The organism is Rickettsia lanei (genome assembly GCF_056242675.1).
Map to the genome: position 1 here is coordinate 702,016 of NZ_CP172233.1, position 15,916 is coordinate 717,931.

A 15,916-nucleotide genomic window follows, 5' to 3' on the forward strand; every position below is an offset into this window, starting at 1 on the left:
AATGTATATAATTCGTTATACTATACAAGCACAAAAAGATGCTAAGAAAATAGTGCAAGCCGGTTTAAAGAATAAAGTAGAAGTTTTATTAAACATAGTTAGTACTGATCCTTGGAAAATTTACCCTCCATATGAAAAGCTAGTTGGTGACTTTAGCGGTTGCTATTCAAGAAGAATTAATATTCAACATAGGTTGGTTTATGAAGTTTATAAACAAGAAAAAGTTGTAAAAATTCTTAGAATGTATACGTATTATGCATAAGTCATTAACTGAAAAAATCTCAGCATTTATTATTACCAAAAATGAATCCACAAGGGTAGCACGAGCTATAAATAGCGTAAAAAATATTACTGATGAGGTGATAGTAGTCGATAGTGAAAGTACTGATGATACGGTAGCAATAGCTGAAAAATTAGGAGCAAAGGTAGTAATAAAACCGTGGCTTGGTTATGTAGGACAGAAATCTTTTGCCGAAAGCCTTTGCGTAAATGATTGGGTTCTTAATATTGATGCCGATGAGGAGTTGTCTAAAGAGTTACAAGACGAAATAGAGTATATTTTTGCCTCTCATAATCAAGATCGTTATTTAGCTTATCAAATAAAGCTGTTAATAATGCATCGTAATGACCAAAAGCCACGAATGTTTGCTCCATTTAATAAATGTACTCGGTTGTATAATAAAAAATTTGCAAGCTTTGCAAATACGGTAAATAGTACTACTCATGATTCGGTAATATTTAATAAAGATGTTGATTTTGCAGGTAAAATTTATCTATTAAATGAAGTTGCTTATCATTATTCGGGTACTTCAATTGAGCAGTTGGTCACTAAAGCAAATTTTTATTCTAACGAGCAAGCAAAAGATTTAGTTAAGCAAGGAAAAAAGCTTTCAAATTTTCGTTTAACAACAGAAATGATATGGTGGTTTTGTAAAGCGTTTTTTATCAGACGCTATTTTGTATTTGGTTTTGACGGTTTTGTAGATTCAATAATTTTTGCTTTTGCAAGATTTCTAAGGCTTACGAAGTTCAGAGAGTTATCGCTTAAATCAAAAAACGTCATTGCGAGCGACTATAAGGAGCGTGGCAATTTCATGAAGTAATATAAAATTTCTGAGATTGCCACGTCGATGCTATACATCTCCGTGCAATGACGATTTAGAAAATAAAAGATAAATTATGAAAGAAAATTTTAATGTTAGTAAATTAAAAAACGGTTTGACAATTTTAACATATAATATGCCTTATGTTAATTCAGTAGCAATAAATTTAATTGCTAAAGTTGGAGCACGTTATGAGAATGTAGAAGAGGATGGCATATCTCACTTTCTTGAGCATATGGCTTTTAAAGGTACAAAAACTAGAACGGCAAAACAGATAGCGGAAGTGTTTGACTCTATAGGCGGACATTTTAATGCCTATACCGGTCATGAGAATACGGTATATTATGCACGAGTCTTGTCTGAAAATTGTGATAAAGCACTTAATATACTTGCCGATATAATTCAAAATTCTATTTTTGCTGATGAGGAAATAGCTAAGGAATATCAGGTGATCATGCAGGAAATTGCTCATCATCAGGATAATCCAGATGACCTAGTATATGAGAAATTTTATAATAAAGTTTATAGAGAACAACCATTGGGTAAGTCAATCTTAGGTACTGCTAAAACCCTTGCAACTTTTACGAAAGAACATTTTTTTAATTTTATAGATAAACATTATAATGCTGAAAATCTCTATTTATCAATTGCCGGTAATATTGATCATGATAAAATAGTAATTATAGCGGAACAGTTATTTTCTTCTTTGAAGCAAGGAGTAGAAAGTAGCTTTATTCCAGCAAAATACATAGGCGGGCACGGCTTTATTAATAAGGAGTTAGAGCAAACTAGTGTAGTGCTAGGGTTTGAAGGTACATCATATATTAATTTAGAAAAGCTTTACCAAACCCATCTACTTTCTATAATATTCGGTGGCGGTATGTCATCGCGTTTATTTCAAAGTATTCGTGAGAAATTAGGTTTAGCATATGCAGTAGGTAGTTATAATAGTGCTTATTTTGATAGTGGAGTGTTTACAATTTATGCATCCACTGCACATGATAAATTAGAATTATTATATAGAGAGATTAAAAACGAAATAATAAAAATGACTGAACAAGTAAGCACAGAAGAGATTCTTAGAGCTAAAACACAACTACGTAGTAATTTACAAATGGCTCAAGAGAAAAATACCTATAAGTCAGAAGAAATAGGTAAAAATTATTCTGTTTTCGGTCAATATATTTCTCCTGAAGAGATTATGGAAATTATCATGAGCATAAAAGCTGATGATATTATTAATACGGCAAATAAAATATTTAGTGGTACTACTACGTCGGCAATTATCGGTCCGAATGATCTTCAGGGAGTTTAATGATATGCTTGTGTGGATACCAGAGTCGTCATTGCAAGCGGCCGTAGGCTGCGTAGCAATCTCATGAAATAATAACAAGTTCCTGAGATTGCTTCGTCAATTACTTTGTAATTTTCTCGCAATGACGAGGAAAATGAATTTTGAGACAAATAAATGAAAAAAAAATTATATGAAGGTTCAAGTAAAATTTTATATTCTGCCGAAGAAGATTGTTTACTTATAATGGCTTTTTCCGATAAGGCTATTTTAGAAACAGGTGAGATTGTTGATATATCAGGTAAAGGAGTACTTAATAATAATATTTCTTCCTTTCTCATGGATAAACTGGAAATGATCGGCATTGAAAATCATTTTATCGAAAAAATAAATATGAGGGAGCAATTAATTCAATATGTTGAGGTTTTCCCAATACAAGTAATAATATCATCAGTAGCGTGCAGTAGATTTGTAAAAGAATTCGGAATTGATGAAGGGTATGTATTTGATAAACCTATCATTGATTTTAAGATCCGAAGTCGTGAATTTAAATATCCGATAGTTAATGAGTATCAAATATTAAATTTCGGCTGGTTAACTAGGGATGAAATTAAAGCGGTAAAAGAGCAGGCTTTGCGTATATATGATTTTCTAAGCGGCGTATTTATCGGTGTCGGGATTCGGCTTGTTGAGTGTAAATTAGAATTTGGGCGTGTGTTTAACGGTGAAGAATCTATCATTATGTTAACTGATGAAATTAGTCCGGATAATTGTAGATTATGGCATATTAACAGTAATGAAAAATTGGGATTTGAATTGCTTGAAAAAGAACCAAATAAGGTTTTTGAATCATATCAGCTAATAGCTGATCGTTTAAAAGAAAAATAAATATATTTTTTAAGCGATATATGCTATTTTGGACTGTTTAAGGTTTTATTACAAAGTTCAGTTTTTCGTCATTGCGAGGAAAATTACGAAGTACTTGACGAAGCAATCTCAGGATATTTGACGAGATTGCCACGCAGCCTACTGCTGCTCGCAATGACGATTAGGTGTTTACGCAGGAACAACATTGATTTTTAATAATTTTTTACAGTAAAAAAGATGAAAATACGATTTATTATAATAAGCTTTATAGCGCTAGTCCTGGTAGGGTGGGGATATGTTGCCTATAAATTTGAACATCAAAGTAAAGAAAATATTATCTCTATTCTTGATAAATATGAAGAATATATAACTTATGATGCAATAAAAGTTAATAAATATGGCTTTAGTGTTACTTTAAATAAAGTAATGTTAAAACCTATAGATTTTTATTGTGATGAAATAGTTATTAGACATATACCGTTTTTGAATATTACAAAAATTGATTCTTACGGAAATAATGTAAAAATTACTACCGCTCAAGATGAAAAAAATATTTTTTACTCACCTGATCATCATACAACAATTTGGTTTAGAAAATCTTTGTTTAATAAAGAGCCTGATTATTGGAAATTAAGCTTGAGTGACAATAAATCAACTCTTTATAGTTCTCTAGATGCAGAAAAATTAGCAGAGAGTAGTATTAGTAATTCTGTAATTACTAATACTAAGACATCGGATAACCTTAATTTGTTAATTTTGGATGGAAAAAATACTGTTTCTTTTATTTCTGAAAATTACAGAAGAAATTTATATGATAAAATTTTTGAATTTTTGAGAGATCAAATAGCTAATGACTCTGATACTGCTTTCTTTGAGTATGGTTTGACAAAGTTAGATATATTGAATTTACCTATTTCTTACAATTCCAAATTAAAACTAAAATATAGTGATGAGTTAGTAGCTCTTGGGAAATTATTAATTCAAAATTTTTCTCTAGATCAAAGGCAAGATGAGAATATGTATGCTGTTATTTTTATGCAGATGTTAGGAGAATTAGTAAAAGGTAAGCCGTTTTTATTTGCTTGTGATATTGAAAGAAAAGGAAAAGTAGAAAGTAATTTATATAAATTAAATATAGAAAAAGATAAAATTTTTGATTTTGCTTTAAATATTAAATCTACTATAGAACCTTCTGAAACATACCAAAAAACGGCAGCTGAAGCTTTAGGAAGCTACTTTAGTAATGGTTTAAACAAAAGAGCTGAGTTAGATAAATTTTTTAAACTAACTAGCCCTATTACTCAAGAAGATGGAGAAAAAGTAATGGGTGTTTTTGCAAAAATAAATAATTCCGAATTTAATTTAAAAGGTGAGTTTGATCCTGAAGCAAAAAAATTATCCGGTAAAACTAATCTTGTAATGGATGATTTTAATTTTGCTATTGATATTGATATGCCTAGTATAGATAATCCTCTGAATCTAGAAAGCGTAATAAAATTATCGGATCCGAGTGTGGTTATAAATAATTTTGTGCATTATACTAATAATGCTATTGTACCGGTGCTTAATAAAATAGAAAATTCTAAGGAATTTGCTTTAAATCTAGGAAAACAATCTTCAATAATAAAGCAATACGGCTTTAGGGCAATAGAAGTTTTTAGTAAAAATTCTGAATTAAAAGACGGTGAATCTTTAGTAGTGGCTGTAAAAAGTAAAGACGCCGGACTAACCTTTAACGATAAAGCTATTGATCAGATCCTTAGTGATGCAAGAGTATTAGAATTTATAAATGCCATGGCTATGATAGATCAAGAAAGCAAGTAGTCTAAGTGTCATTCCTGCTTTTGCAGGAATGAAATAAGAGCTACGAGATAAGGTCTACAAGTAAAAAATTTGAAGAAAAAATAAGTTATAAAAGAATGATTAATATTTCCTTTCCCGATGGGAGTATAAAACAATTTGCAAAAAACATTACCGCCTATGAAGTAGCAAATGCAATTTCAATGTCACTTGCTAAAGCAGCAATGGTTGCTGAAATAAACGGTGAGCTTCAAGACTTAAGTATCGTAATTGACAATGATTGCAAGCTTCGTATTTTAACTGCGAAAGATCCTGAATGTCTCGAGATAATAAGGCATGATGCGGCACATTTAACAGCAGAAGCAGTAAAGGAACTATTCCCTGAAACTCAGGTAACGATTGGTCCTGCAATTGAAAACGGTTATTATTACGATTTTGCTCGTGATAAACCTTTTACCAATGATGATTTAGCCGTTATAGAAGCTAAAATGCAAGAACTTTCACAAAAGAACGAGCAAGTAACAAGAGAGCTATGGGATAGGGATAAAGCCATAGAGTTTTTTAAATCGATAGGAGAGCATTATAAAGCCGAAATTATTGCTTCAATTCCGGCAGGTGAGCCAATTACTTTATACAGGCAAGGTAATTTTATTGATCTATGCCGAGGTCCGCATGCTCCTTCTACAGGGGTTGTTAAGCATTTTAAGTTGATGAAAGTTGCAGGAGCGTATTGGCGAGGTGATAGTCGTAATGAGATGTTGCAGCGTATATACGGCACTGCTTGGGCCACGAAGGAGCAGCTAGATAGTTATCTCTTGATGCTTGAAGAAGCCGAAAAGCGTGATCATAGAAAGCTTGGGCGTGAGCTTGATTTATTCCACTTCCAAGAAGAAGCTCAAGGAATGGTATTTTGGCATGATAAAGGCTGGAGTATATATAATACCATTGAGCAGTATATTAGGAAAAAGATTCGTAAAAACGGTTATACCGAAGTTAAGACTCCTGTTTTGGTCGATAAAAGCCTTTGGGAGGCTTCAGGACATTGGGAAAAGTTTCGTGATGATATGTTTGCGTTAGAAACAGACGACAAGACATTAGCTTTGAAGCCGATGAACTGCCCTTGCCACGTGCAGATTTTCAAACAAGGTATCAAGAGTTATCGTGATTTACCTCTTCGTATGTCGGAGTTTGGTTTGTGCCATCGTAATGAGGCATCCGGTGCATTGCACGGTTTAATGAGAGTGCGGAGTTTAGTGCAAGACGATGCACATATATTTTGTGCTGCGGAACAAATTACCGATGAAACGGTTAGTTTTTGTAAATTACTGACTGAAATTTATAAGGATTTCGGCTTTACTGATATAAAGGTAAAATTCTCTGATCGTCCTGAAATCAGAGCAGGGAGCAATGAAGTTTGGGATAAGGCTGAGAATGCTTTAAAAGAAGCAGTAGAACAAGCAGGGTTTACTTATACACTAAACCCGGGCGAGGGGGCATTTTACGGTCCGAAGCTTGAGTTTGTATTAACCGATGCGATAGGGCGGCAATGGCAATGCGGTACGCTTCAGATGGATTTTGTTTTGCCAGAGCGGTTAGACGCTAGCTATGTTGCAGCAAGCGGAGAGAAAAAAAGACCCGTAATGCTACATAGAGCGATCCTTGGCTCACTTGAGCGTTTTATTGGTATATTGATCGAAGAATATGCAGGTAGGTTTCCGCTTTGGCTTGCACCAGTGCAGGTTGCTATTGCAACTATTACCAGCGATTTGAACGATTACGCTTTGGAAGTGCAGAAAGCTTTAATTGATAACGGGGTAAGAACGGATTTTAATATCTCACCTGATAAAATTAACTATAAGATTCGTGAGTTTTCTAATCAAAAAATACCGATGATTGCAGTAATCGGTAAACAAGAGCAAGAAAATAAACAAGTAGCGATTAGAAGGCTTGGAACTACTGACCAAGAAGTATTATCGGTTGAGCAGTTAATAGCTGTGGTTAAAGAAGAGAATGAGAAATATTTGTAGCTTTTAAATCTAAAGGATGATATAAGATAATAATACGTGTCATAGGGATATGATATCCTAATTAGGAAAAAATTCTAAGGAGATTATGTGAGAACTATTATTAATATAGCTGATTCGCAAATTAAAATTCTAGATAAATTATCCAAGAAAAAAATATCAAGAGATAAAATTATTGGGCAAGCTTTAACTAGTTACATTGCTAGTAATGATCACAATAATAAGGCATTTGAAAACGCTTTTGAACTCTGGAAAGATAAAAAGAATATAAGGCTAAATTATGTAATGAGTGGAACGAATGAAAGCTACCTTTGATACTAATATATTAATAGATTATCTACAATAATGTCATTCCGTTGATCGCACATGGGTGACAACTTAAGGATCGATGTCATTCCCGCGAAGGCGGGAATTTAGGGTAAAGCGAGCTTTCTAAACAAATCTTTTAGACCAAGATTTTTTTATAAATTTTAGTTTTCAAATAAAGCTTTAAAGTACTGGATTCCCGCTTTTGCGGGAATGACATAAGAGTCATGCAACAAGGGCACGCAGGTATGATATGAAACGGGCCATGTAATAAGGCCGCTTTTATCTCAGAATAACATACATTTCTCAACTTATGAAAATCAATATTCTGTTTCTTTTTTATGGTCTGTTATAAAGCCGTATAAATATTGGTATTTTGTTATGATGCTTGGGCCTATTGCAAGCGGCTTTCATCCTATTATATATAATTATGCCGTAAAGCTTTTGCTTGATTTATTTACCCAAAATGAAAAGATTATATTTGCTCAAAGTTATAAACCGATAATATGGTTTGTAGCAGCACAAGCTATACTTGATGGTGCTTGGCGTGCTCATATCTTTCAAGGCATGATGCATAAAATATGTAATCACTGTTTTAATTTGCCGTATACTTATTTTCAAAATAACCTTTCCGGTTCTATCGTTGGAAGAGTACGGGGCATAGGTGATAATTATTATAAAATGCACCAAGCAATCGAGTATCAATTAAGCAAACCGTTATTCATTACCTTGCTTTCCGGTATTGCACTGGGTCTTACTAATATTAAAGTATTTGTTGTCATTAGTACCTTTATGGCTATTGACTTACCGCTTGCTTTACAGTTTTTTACTAAACTTGCTACAATGGAACAAGATAAGCAAGATTCTTGGTAGCTGATTGTATTATAAACATCTTTACTATTTTTTCGTTTGCAGCAAAGCAGCGAGAATTAAATAAAGTAAATGATTATTACCATAATGTACATCCTCTAACAAAAATATTACAAATATGATTTAATTATTTGTATAATACTCAGTTTAGTATATTGGGTATATAGGTGTATTTGTGTATGTAATTCATTTAACGTAATCTTGGTGAAATTAGTATCGGCGATATTGCTTTTATTATGTCCCTTACTTTTTTAGTTACTGAAAATTCGTGGCATGCCACTATGGAACTTAAAGACTTTTTAGACGATATAGCAGCGTTTCGCTCCGCCTTTACAATCATGCAAATCCCACAAGATACTATAGATAAAAAATGCTGCTGAATTAAAAATCTTCAAAGGGGAGATTATATTTAAGGATATATCGTTTGCTTATAAAGAGGGGAGTAGTGTATTCCAGTCTCTTAATTTGTATATTAAAGCCGGTGAGAAAGTGGGTATTGTCGGGAATTCAGGTAGCGGTCAATCCACTTTCATTGCATTATTATTGAAAAATTTTAAGCCGGAATTTGCGATATTATAATCGATAACCCAAGCCTTTAGGAAATAGAAAATGCCGCCAAAGCTGCAAATATTTATGAATTTATCGAAAGTTTACCGGAAAAATATAACACCATTGTCGGTGAGAGAGGAGTAAAGCTAAGTGGTGGACAGAGGCAACGTATAGCAATTGTCTGTGCTATTCTTAAAAACGCTCCGATTTTGGTTTTAGATGAAGCAACTTCAAGCCTTGATAGCCATACAGAGCAATAAGTACAAAAATCTATTAATACCATGCTTGATATTGAGAATGTCACAATAATTGCTATAGCCCACAGATTATCTACTATCAAGCATATGGATAGAATTATTGTTATGGATAAAGGCAAGATCGTAGAAGACGGCACTTTTAAGGAACTCTGGGAGCATCAAGTTAACGGATTTGTGTAAACCGGCGTTATATTAAGAATATGTAAGGTATCTCTAGGCAACAAAAAGCTAACTATGAAGTTCCTAACCTAATAAAAGGCATTTATTACATTTATAATCAAATATTTCATGAAATGTTGTTTTGAATTGCCAATCTTTTTTACAAGATGGACAATTTGAATAATTAGAACGTGCATAGGAGTTTCTTGATACCGGTGCTGCTATAGGATAAAAAACTTTCTTTTTTAAACATTTTTGTATTCGCTTACTCATTTTTCTTCCTTTTATAGAAATATCACTATCTAATTCTGCTAATTGTTTTTGCATTAAAGGTTCTAATGTTTATAGCTTGAAAGCCATAAGCTGTAAGCCGCTGCATAATCATTTTGCCAAGAAGTAATTGTTCCTCCGAGATATCGGTCTTTATCATTTATTATATATAAAGGTAGCTATCTCCCCTCATCTGTACGTAATATAAGCTGCTCTTCATAAGCTTTTGACCATGAAATAGGATATAAATAGAGAAATTTTGCATTTTCAATATTTTTTTCGATATCAATAGGTGTTGCACTAACATAGTCTGCTGTTATTTTATAACTAATTATTACGCCCAATTGCTCTAATTCATCTTTATCTTTCAATGCATGATAGCTTAAATGTGAAGCATGCAAAGCATCTTTATTAGGAATTACTGCATAAAAAACCAATTTATTTTTTGTAAGACTAAAAATTCTCCATTATTTAATATATTACCGTTTTGGTATAAAGAACCGATAAAACTACAAAGTAAATGCCAATAATAAGAATTGCTTACTTTTATTAAACGATATAGTAACAAGATATATATTAGACATAGTTTAAATAAAATTTACCTATTTAGCTAAGAGTGCTGCCTTTTATAATCTCACTTAATTGGAGTTTATTCCTAAAAAATTACTATTTAGGAATAAACGCCTAAATAGTTATATTAGTATATAAGTAAAGGATAAAAAACATAATTGATTTTAAACATGCTTTAAAGAAAAGTATAAAATACTACTTTTCAAAGAAAAGAGTTATACCCCTAAGGCTTTTTTCCCTTTAGATTGTTCTTGTTCAACTGTTTGAGTATGAGACTTAACTTGAGGAATTGCAAGATCGACTACATGTTCATATCTAACGCCATTTTCAAATAAAACTTGACCGCATTTATTCACTTGAATAACATCTTCTTTAGAGAATTTATTTAAAATAACTTCCGTGATGTTATAAAGAAATTTCCAAGATAGTTCTATTCTTTCTTGTAATGTCAGCTTTTTATTTTCTGGTGTTTGACTATTAAGTGCCACATTTGGCGAATCATCAATATTACCTCCTGCAGCAGGTAATATATTGTTTTTACGTGCTGCTATTTTCTTATACATTAAAAATATTAATAATAATGCTAATAAGCAACCTATGGCAATTAAAATATGAGTATTAGAATTAGACACTATTTTGCTCTTCCTTGTTGTTGAGTTAAGTTGTGTGTTTTAGAAAGTATAGTAACCACTGCTTTACCTATATTAACTAAGTTAGCTATATCAGGAGTTAGCTTTGCAATTGCTAAGACCGGAGGCGGTAATAAGTTAGTTTTTATTGTGAGACTTATAACATTTCCGAGTTCTTGACTTCCTGGTATTACTCCTACTATTTTTTTATGTCGCTTGCAATTTTTATAGCTTTTTCTGCTGCTTTACATAAGGATTCTATCTTTTCGCTACAAGAAGCTTCCGGATGTAATACTTGTAATAATTCTGTTTTAGCTTCATTTAGATTACCAGAAATAGTATTCTTTACAGCGTTTAATTTGTCAATATTTGTATCTTGTGGAATTGCACTTTCAATATTACTTTTTAGTTCTGTTATTTTTTCTTCTACTTCATCTTTGCTTTTTGGTATAGCTTTAGTAGCTTTTACAATATTCTCTAGTGAAGCTTGGTTATTAGGGTTTTTATTTGCTATTTCAATAATTTTTCGAGTCGGTTCTTTTAATATTTCTGAAATTGTAGCAACTTTTTTGGCTTTTTCATAGATGTTTTGAAGCTTCTCATGAGATTTAGCTTCTGTCCTTATTTCTTTTATATCATTATGCAATTTTGTTATTTTTGGCAATAATTTTTTCAGAGTCAATAAGATTATTTACTTTTTCAAGTATTTCTCTTGTTTGTATAAATATTCCAAGCATCGGTATTTGAGTCGATATAACCCCGACTAATATATTGTCTAATGATTCTATAATTTTTTTAGAAGCTCCAGGATAGAGTTTATCTCATTCTTGCTGAAATAAAATATGTTCTAAAACATTTAAACATTTTTCTACAATAATCCTGTCAAATAAAAAGATATCTTTTGTTTTTTAACTGTTCTTGATATGCTTTCTCAAGCGCTTCAGATAAAGTAGTTATAGATTCTTGGATTGTCCTATTAAAAAGTTTTTCTATTTTCGCTACATCGATATTTTCAGTGTGAGATAATTCATTAAAGAATTTTGTAAAATATAAAATAAGATCTTCTAAATCTTTTACATTCATTTTCAAAGATTTGGTAAAACCTTTTAATTGTATTAAAAGTCTTTGTTATTCTTTATTTAATCCACTGAAACTAGAAAAATCAATATATAGACATAAAATTTTATTTTGTTATCAAATATTAATTAATCTTAAAGCTTTATAACCGTAAAATAAAATGTAAAATAGTTATCATTGCCCTTGAGATTAATTTTTGTTATATTACGTGCTAACATTGCTACAATAGATTTATATTGTTTGATTAGGATATAGGTATATTCTTGAAAGATTAAACTAATCTAACTAATATATTATCAATTATTCAAGAAATTTATGCGTAAATTAATTACATTTATTGTTACATTATTACTAACTAGTTCGGTTGCAGCAGTTGATTTGCAGGGAGCTTTAACTGAAGGATATAAGAATAATGAGGAGCTGAAAGCTGCTAGAATTAAGTTTTTAGACTCGATTGAGCAGTTTCCGCGAGCTTTTTCGGGGTTTATGCCTAGTGCCGGATTACAGATTAATAGACAACATAATAAGACTAAATATAATAAAAAATATGCTGATAGGCTTGGTCTTACTCCAAGGGAAACAGATAGTGATCAAGGTGCATTAACAATTCAACAGTCTCTATTTAATGGTGGTTCTAGTGTTGCGGCTCTTAAAGCTGCTCAAGCAGGATTTAGAGCTGCACGGGGTGCATATTATGCCGGTGAACAAAAAATATTATTAAATTTAATAACTGCGTATCTTGATTGTTTTGAGAGCAAAGCGAAATATGATATTTCCGAAAGTAGAGTTCGCACTAACATACAACAAGTTAACACCGTTGAGGAAAAATTAAGACTTGGAGAAGCAACGGAAGTAGATATAGCAACCGCAAGAGCGGGGCTTGCAGCAGCAGAAACGAATAAACTAGCTGCTTATGCCGATTTTCAAGGAAAAAAAGCAAATTTTATTAGAGTATTTGGAATAGAGCCGACTAATATAACTATGCCTGAGTTACCTAAAATGTTACCTGCTTCATTAGATGAGTTAACTGGAAGAGCTGCTAAACTCAATCCTGATATTGATTCGGCAAGGCATAATGTAACTGCGGCTAAAGCTTTAGAAATGGCAGAAAAAGGGAAATTATTACCGCAAGTAAGTGTGCAACTGCAATCCGGTAGAACATACTACAATCCACAAGGTGATATAAATGCTAGAAATGTAAATGCTATAAATAATAGAAGCTATACTACTACTCTTTCGGTAAATATCCCTATTTATCCTGAGGGAGGAGCTCAATATTCAAGAATCAGATCGGCTAAAAATCAAACAAGAAATAGTGCAGTTCAGCTTGATAATGTGATAAAGCAGACCCAAGCAGGGGTTGTAAGCGTGTGGGAGGGATTTGAAGCAGCAAAATCTCGTATTGTTGCCGCTAATCAAGGAGTGGATGCTGCTCAAATATCATATGACGGTACTGTGCAAGAGGAAATAGTCGGATCTAAAACAATATTAGATGTTTTAACTGCCGAAGAAAAATTATACGAAGCAAAAATAACTCGTGTGGATGCGTATAAATCTTCAGTACTTGCGGCATATCAAATGAAATTGTTAACCGGCGAGCTAACGGCTCAAAGTTTAAAACTTAAAGTAAAATATTTTAGTCCTGAAGAAGAGTTTAAGACTATTAAAAAGAAAATGTTTATAGGTTTCTAACGTGAGTAAGGACAATAAAAAGAACCAAGATATGTCGATAGAAGACATATTAAAAGCGATTAAAGGAGTAATAAACGAGCGTAAAAATCCTATTCATGAAAATGATAACGAAGATGAAGATGTATTAGAGCTAACGGAAATAGTAAATCAAGATGAAGAAGAAAAGTTAATATCAACGAAATCTGCTGAAGAGGTAGGTGATATTTTTAAAAATTTTACTGATACTATTAAAGATAAAAAGCTGGATCATAATATCTCATCTAAAAATGCACTTGAAGAATTAGTCGTTGAGATGTTAAAACCAGAACTTAAAGCTTGGCTTGATAAAAATCTACCTGTACTTGTTAAAGAGTTAGTAGAGATTGAGATAAAGAAATTGGTGCAGAATAGTAAGAGGTAGGGGAGTGCATGTCATTGCTAGCTAAAAGCGGGGGAGGTGTATGGCTTGTTTATGTCATTCCCACGGAAGCGGGAATCCAACAATTAAAAGGTATATACACAGTAAGTTTGAATATTAAAAGCTCGATTTATCTCGCTTTACCCTGGATGCCTGCTTTCGCAGGAATGACATCGAACAACCTCTTGCTATCAAATAAATGATTTAATAAGGAATTATATGTTAAATAAATTATGTAAGATATTATTTTTTATAAATCTATTATTAGTGATAGTTCAAAGTTATGCTTCACCTCCGCCCTTACCGCCATCATTACCGGCTGCCGAAGTAGATACTAAAGATAAGGATGTTCGCTCTAGTGCCGATATTTCTTTTTTTGATAAATTTAAACAATTTTTTAGTAAACCAAAAAAGAAAGATATACCCCCTAAACAAGCAAATGAACAAACTAAAGCAGCCCATCAAGAAGAACCAAAGCTAGCTTCCCAAGAGCCTAATGACAATGAACAAGCTAAGCCGTTTATAGATGTCGGTAATACAGCATTGCCTAGTGCTACAAGTGATAACGTTCATACAAATCCCAGTCATGAAAGTAGTGTAAATTTAGCTTCTCATGACATTCAGGAATCTAATGAAGCCGAGGCATCTGAACCTTTTATAGATATTGGTAGTGCAACGTTACCTAGTGTTACAAGTAATGAAATGCATGAAGCACAAGTTGCTTCTAATGAGCATAATGATACAAATTTAGCTTCTAATATTATAATTCCTAACGTACCGAGACCGATAGTATCTATGCCTCCGGCTCAAGCAGGAAGTTATGTAGTGCCTCCGCAGCGACCGGTGCAAATATATACACCAACCAATTTGCCGCCTGTGCATAAGCCTATTCCGCTTAATCCCCCTCCTGATGCTAATAAAGAGGAAGAAAGCGTAGCACCGATAGCACCGCCCTCTATAACTAATATACCTGCTGTTTCTCCGCCTGTGGTTAGCCCGCCGGTAACCCAAGATAATACATCAAGTACTATGCCGACAACAGTAACTCCGGTAGTACCTAGTAATGTACCTGCACCTTCGGTAATGCCTACAAATCAACCTTCTACACAGCCTATAACACCGACTAGCCCAAATACACCCGTTACTACTCCGTCTAAAGTAATTCCTACAACCGATTCTTCAGCAGAACTCAATAACTCGCAAGAGACATTTGTAGCTGTTTCAGATGTCCCAAAAAAACAAGATTGGAATACGCCGCTTATACCCGTTGTTGTAGTGAAGCTGAATCAACTTCAGCCTTTACAAATTAATAATAATCAAACTACAAATAATCAAGAGAAATCACCTCCGGCAAGCTCTCCAAATGTCACGATTCAAAAACAAGATAATAACGTAAATAATGACACATCGGAGTTGGTAACAACATTTGTTAAAGATGAAACACAAATGTTACTTTTACCTGATGATGATATAGTGCTTGGTAAACTAACAGAGCAGGCGACTTTAGAGCAGATGGATATGTATGCATATATAGAGCTGTTCCAAAAGAAAGCAGAATGGATAGCAAGTGCCGAAAGAAGAAAAGTTGTAGAGAGTTTTATTAAATATGATAATAATATAAATAAAAAGAAAGATATTTATGCCAATCTATCTTATTGTAGTGCAGTAGAGAATGCTTTTAGAGCAGTGGATAGAAACAATCTTTTTGGGTTGCGTGCGTTACTTGACGTTTATCCTATATTGCAAGAAAAAGGTAGAAGCGGTGAGACATTACTAACTGCTGCTATTTATAACGATAATTACTATTTAGCAAAATTTTTGGTCATACGAGGTATTAACATTTCTACTCTAAATGATGAGTGCCAATATCCATTAGATATTGCATTAGCTCAAGGAAACGCTAACATAACTTGTATGTTAATCAAAGCTAAGGGATATTGATAAGATTATTTTTATCGTCATTGCAAGCGACTGTAAGGAGCGTGGCAATCTCAAAAATAGTATAAAATCCTGAGATTGCTTCGTCAAAACTTACAGTTTTACCTCGCAATTACG

Annotated in this window: 19 protein-coding genes and 1 pseudogene; 15 read left to right on the forward strand and 5 right to left on the reverse strand. The window is 32.8% G+C overall.

The features are described 5' to 3' along the window. Position 1: 1 nt before the first annotated feature. From ACHBLB_RS03975 to ACHBLB_RS04025, 11 genes and pseudogenes are all read left to right on the forward strand, one after another. Positions 2-262, forward strand: coding sequence for a Txe/YoeB family addiction module toxin (locus ACHBLB_RS03975; RefSeq protein ID WP_014364487.1), 261 nt, complete (start codon positions 2-4; stop codon positions 260-262). Next, positions 255-1,103 carry a glycosyltransferase family 2 protein gene (locus ACHBLB_RS03980; RefSeq protein ID WP_475840740.1) on the forward strand — a complete coding sequence of 283 codons (849 nt, stop codon included), beginning with the start codon at positions 255-257 and terminating at the stop codon, positions 1,101-1,103. Before ACHBLB_RS03975 ends, ACHBLB_RS03980 begins: the two co-directional genes overlap by 8 nt. 76 nt (positions 1,104-1,179) lie before the next feature. Then, complete coding sequence (locus ACHBLB_RS03985) at positions 1,180-2,418, forward strand: M16 family metallopeptidase (RefSeq protein ID WP_475840742.1); 1,239 nt, start codon at positions 1,180-1,182, stop codon at positions 2,416-2,418. Positions 2,419-2,571: 153 nt separating this feature from the next. Continuing rightward, the gene (locus tag ACHBLB_RS03990; RefSeq protein ID WP_475840744.1) at positions 2,572-3,282 is read left to right on the forward strand and encodes a phosphoribosylaminoimidazolesuccinocarboxamide synthase; all 711 of its coding nucleotides are present in this window, start codon (positions 2,572-2,574) and stop codon (positions 3,280-3,282) included. Positions 3,283-3,498: 216 nt separating this feature from the next. Beyond that, a complete protein-coding gene (locus ACHBLB_RS03995) occupies positions 3,499-5,085 on the forward strand; it encodes a phosphoribosylaminoimidazolesuccinocarboxamide synthase (protein ID WP_475840746.1) in 1,587 nt (528 codons plus the stop codon). Between the two features lie 95 nt (positions 5,086-5,180). Further along, positions 5,181-7,088, forward strand: coding sequence for a threonine--tRNA ligase (gene thrS, locus ACHBLB_RS04000; RefSeq protein WP_475840748.1), 1,908 nt, complete (start codon positions 5,181-5,183; stop codon positions 7,086-7,088). Positions 7,089-7,175: 87 nt separating this feature from the next. Next, positions 7,176-7,387, forward strand: a pseudogene (locus ACHBLB_RS04005) (hypothetical protein). A 385-nt stretch (positions 7,388-7,772) separates the two neighbouring features. Continuing rightward, complete coding sequence (locus tag ACHBLB_RS04010) at positions 7,773-8,264, forward strand: multidrug ABC transporter ATPase (protein ID WP_475840750.1); 492 nt, start codon at positions 7,773-7,775, stop codon at positions 8,262-8,264. A 486-nt stretch (positions 8,265-8,750) separates the two neighbouring features. Beyond that, on the forward strand, positions 8,751-8,840 hold the full coding sequence (locus tag ACHBLB_RS04015; protein WP_475842731.1) for a hypothetical protein: 90 nt from the start codon (positions 8,751-8,753) through the stop codon (positions 8,838-8,840). 92 nt (positions 8,841-8,932) lie between these two features. Next, positions 8,933-9,070 (forward strand): ATP-binding cassette domain-containing protein, encoded by a 138-nt coding sequence (locus tag ACHBLB_RS04020; protein ID WP_475842733.1) that lies wholly within the window; start codon positions 8,933-8,935, stop codon positions 9,068-9,070. Between the two features lie 21 nt (positions 9,071-9,091). Then, positions 9,092-9,247 (forward strand): hypothetical protein, encoded by a 156-nt coding sequence (locus tag ACHBLB_RS04025; RefSeq protein ID WP_004996407.1) that lies wholly within the window; start codon positions 9,092-9,094, stop codon positions 9,245-9,247. Between the two features lie 63 nt (positions 9,248-9,310). Here ACHBLB_RS04025 and ACHBLB_RS04030 read toward each other — a convergent pair whose 3' ends face one another. The 5 genes from ACHBLB_RS04030 to ACHBLB_RS04050 all read right to left on the reverse strand — a co-directional run bounded on the left by ACHBLB_RS04030 (position 9,311) and on the right by ACHBLB_RS04050 (position 11,778). Next, the gene (locus ACHBLB_RS04030) at positions 9,311-9,553 is read right to left on the reverse strand and encodes a DUF2310 family Zn-ribbon-containing protein (RefSeq protein ID WP_475840752.1); all 243 of its coding nucleotides are present in this window, start codon (positions 9,551-9,553) and stop codon (positions 9,311-9,313) included. 122 nt (positions 9,554-9,675) lie between these two features. Next, on the reverse strand, positions 9,676-9,933 hold the full coding sequence (locus ACHBLB_RS04035; RefSeq protein ID WP_475840754.1) for a hypothetical protein: 258 nt from the start codon (positions 9,931-9,933) through the stop codon (positions 9,676-9,678). 348 nt (positions 9,934-10,281) lie between these two features. Next, a complete protein-coding gene (locus tag ACHBLB_RS04040) occupies positions 10,282-10,698 on the reverse strand; it encodes a DUF2660 domain-containing protein (protein WP_475840756.1) in 417 nt (138 codons plus the stop codon). Positions 10,699-10,894: 196 nt separating this feature from the next. Next, positions 10,895-11,377: a hypothetical protein gene (locus ACHBLB_RS04045; RefSeq protein ID WP_475840758.1), complete on the reverse strand. Its 483-nt coding sequence runs from the start codon at positions 11,375-11,377 to the stop codon at positions 10,895-10,897. A 200-nt stretch (positions 11,378-11,577) separates the two neighbouring features. Beyond that, positions 11,578-11,778: a hypothetical protein gene (locus ACHBLB_RS04050; protein ID WP_032849764.1), complete on the reverse strand. Its 201-nt coding sequence runs from the start codon at positions 11,776-11,778 to the stop codon at positions 11,578-11,580. A 309-nt stretch (positions 11,779-12,087) separates the two neighbouring features. Here ACHBLB_RS04050 and ACHBLB_RS04055 point away from each other — a divergent pair, with 309 nt between their 5' ends. The 4 genes from ACHBLB_RS04055 to ACHBLB_RS04070 are packed head-to-tail and all read left to right on the forward strand — an operon-like array spanning position 12,088 to position 15,802. Then, positions 12,088-13,464, forward strand: coding sequence for a TolC family protein (locus ACHBLB_RS04055; protein WP_016917019.1), 1,377 nt, complete (start codon positions 12,088-12,090; stop codon positions 13,462-13,464). Between the two features lies 1 nt (position 13,465). Next, positions 13,466-13,864 carry a DUF2497 domain-containing protein gene (locus ACHBLB_RS04060; RefSeq protein WP_475840760.1) on the forward strand — a complete coding sequence of 133 codons (399 nt, stop codon included), beginning with the start codon at positions 13,466-13,468 and terminating at the stop codon, positions 13,862-13,864. A gap of 8 nt (positions 13,865-13,872) precedes the next feature. After that, a complete protein-coding gene (locus tag ACHBLB_RS04065) occupies positions 13,873-14,064 on the forward strand; it encodes a hypothetical protein (RefSeq protein ID WP_475840762.1) in 192 nt (63 codons plus the stop codon). Between the two features lie 16 nt (positions 14,065-14,080). Then, positions 14,081-15,802, forward strand: a complete 1,722-nt coding sequence (locus tag ACHBLB_RS04070) for an ankyrin repeat domain-containing protein (protein WP_475840764.1) — start codon at positions 14,081-14,083, stop codon at positions 15,800-15,802. The last annotated feature ends 114 nt before the right edge of the window (positions 15,803-15,916 follow it).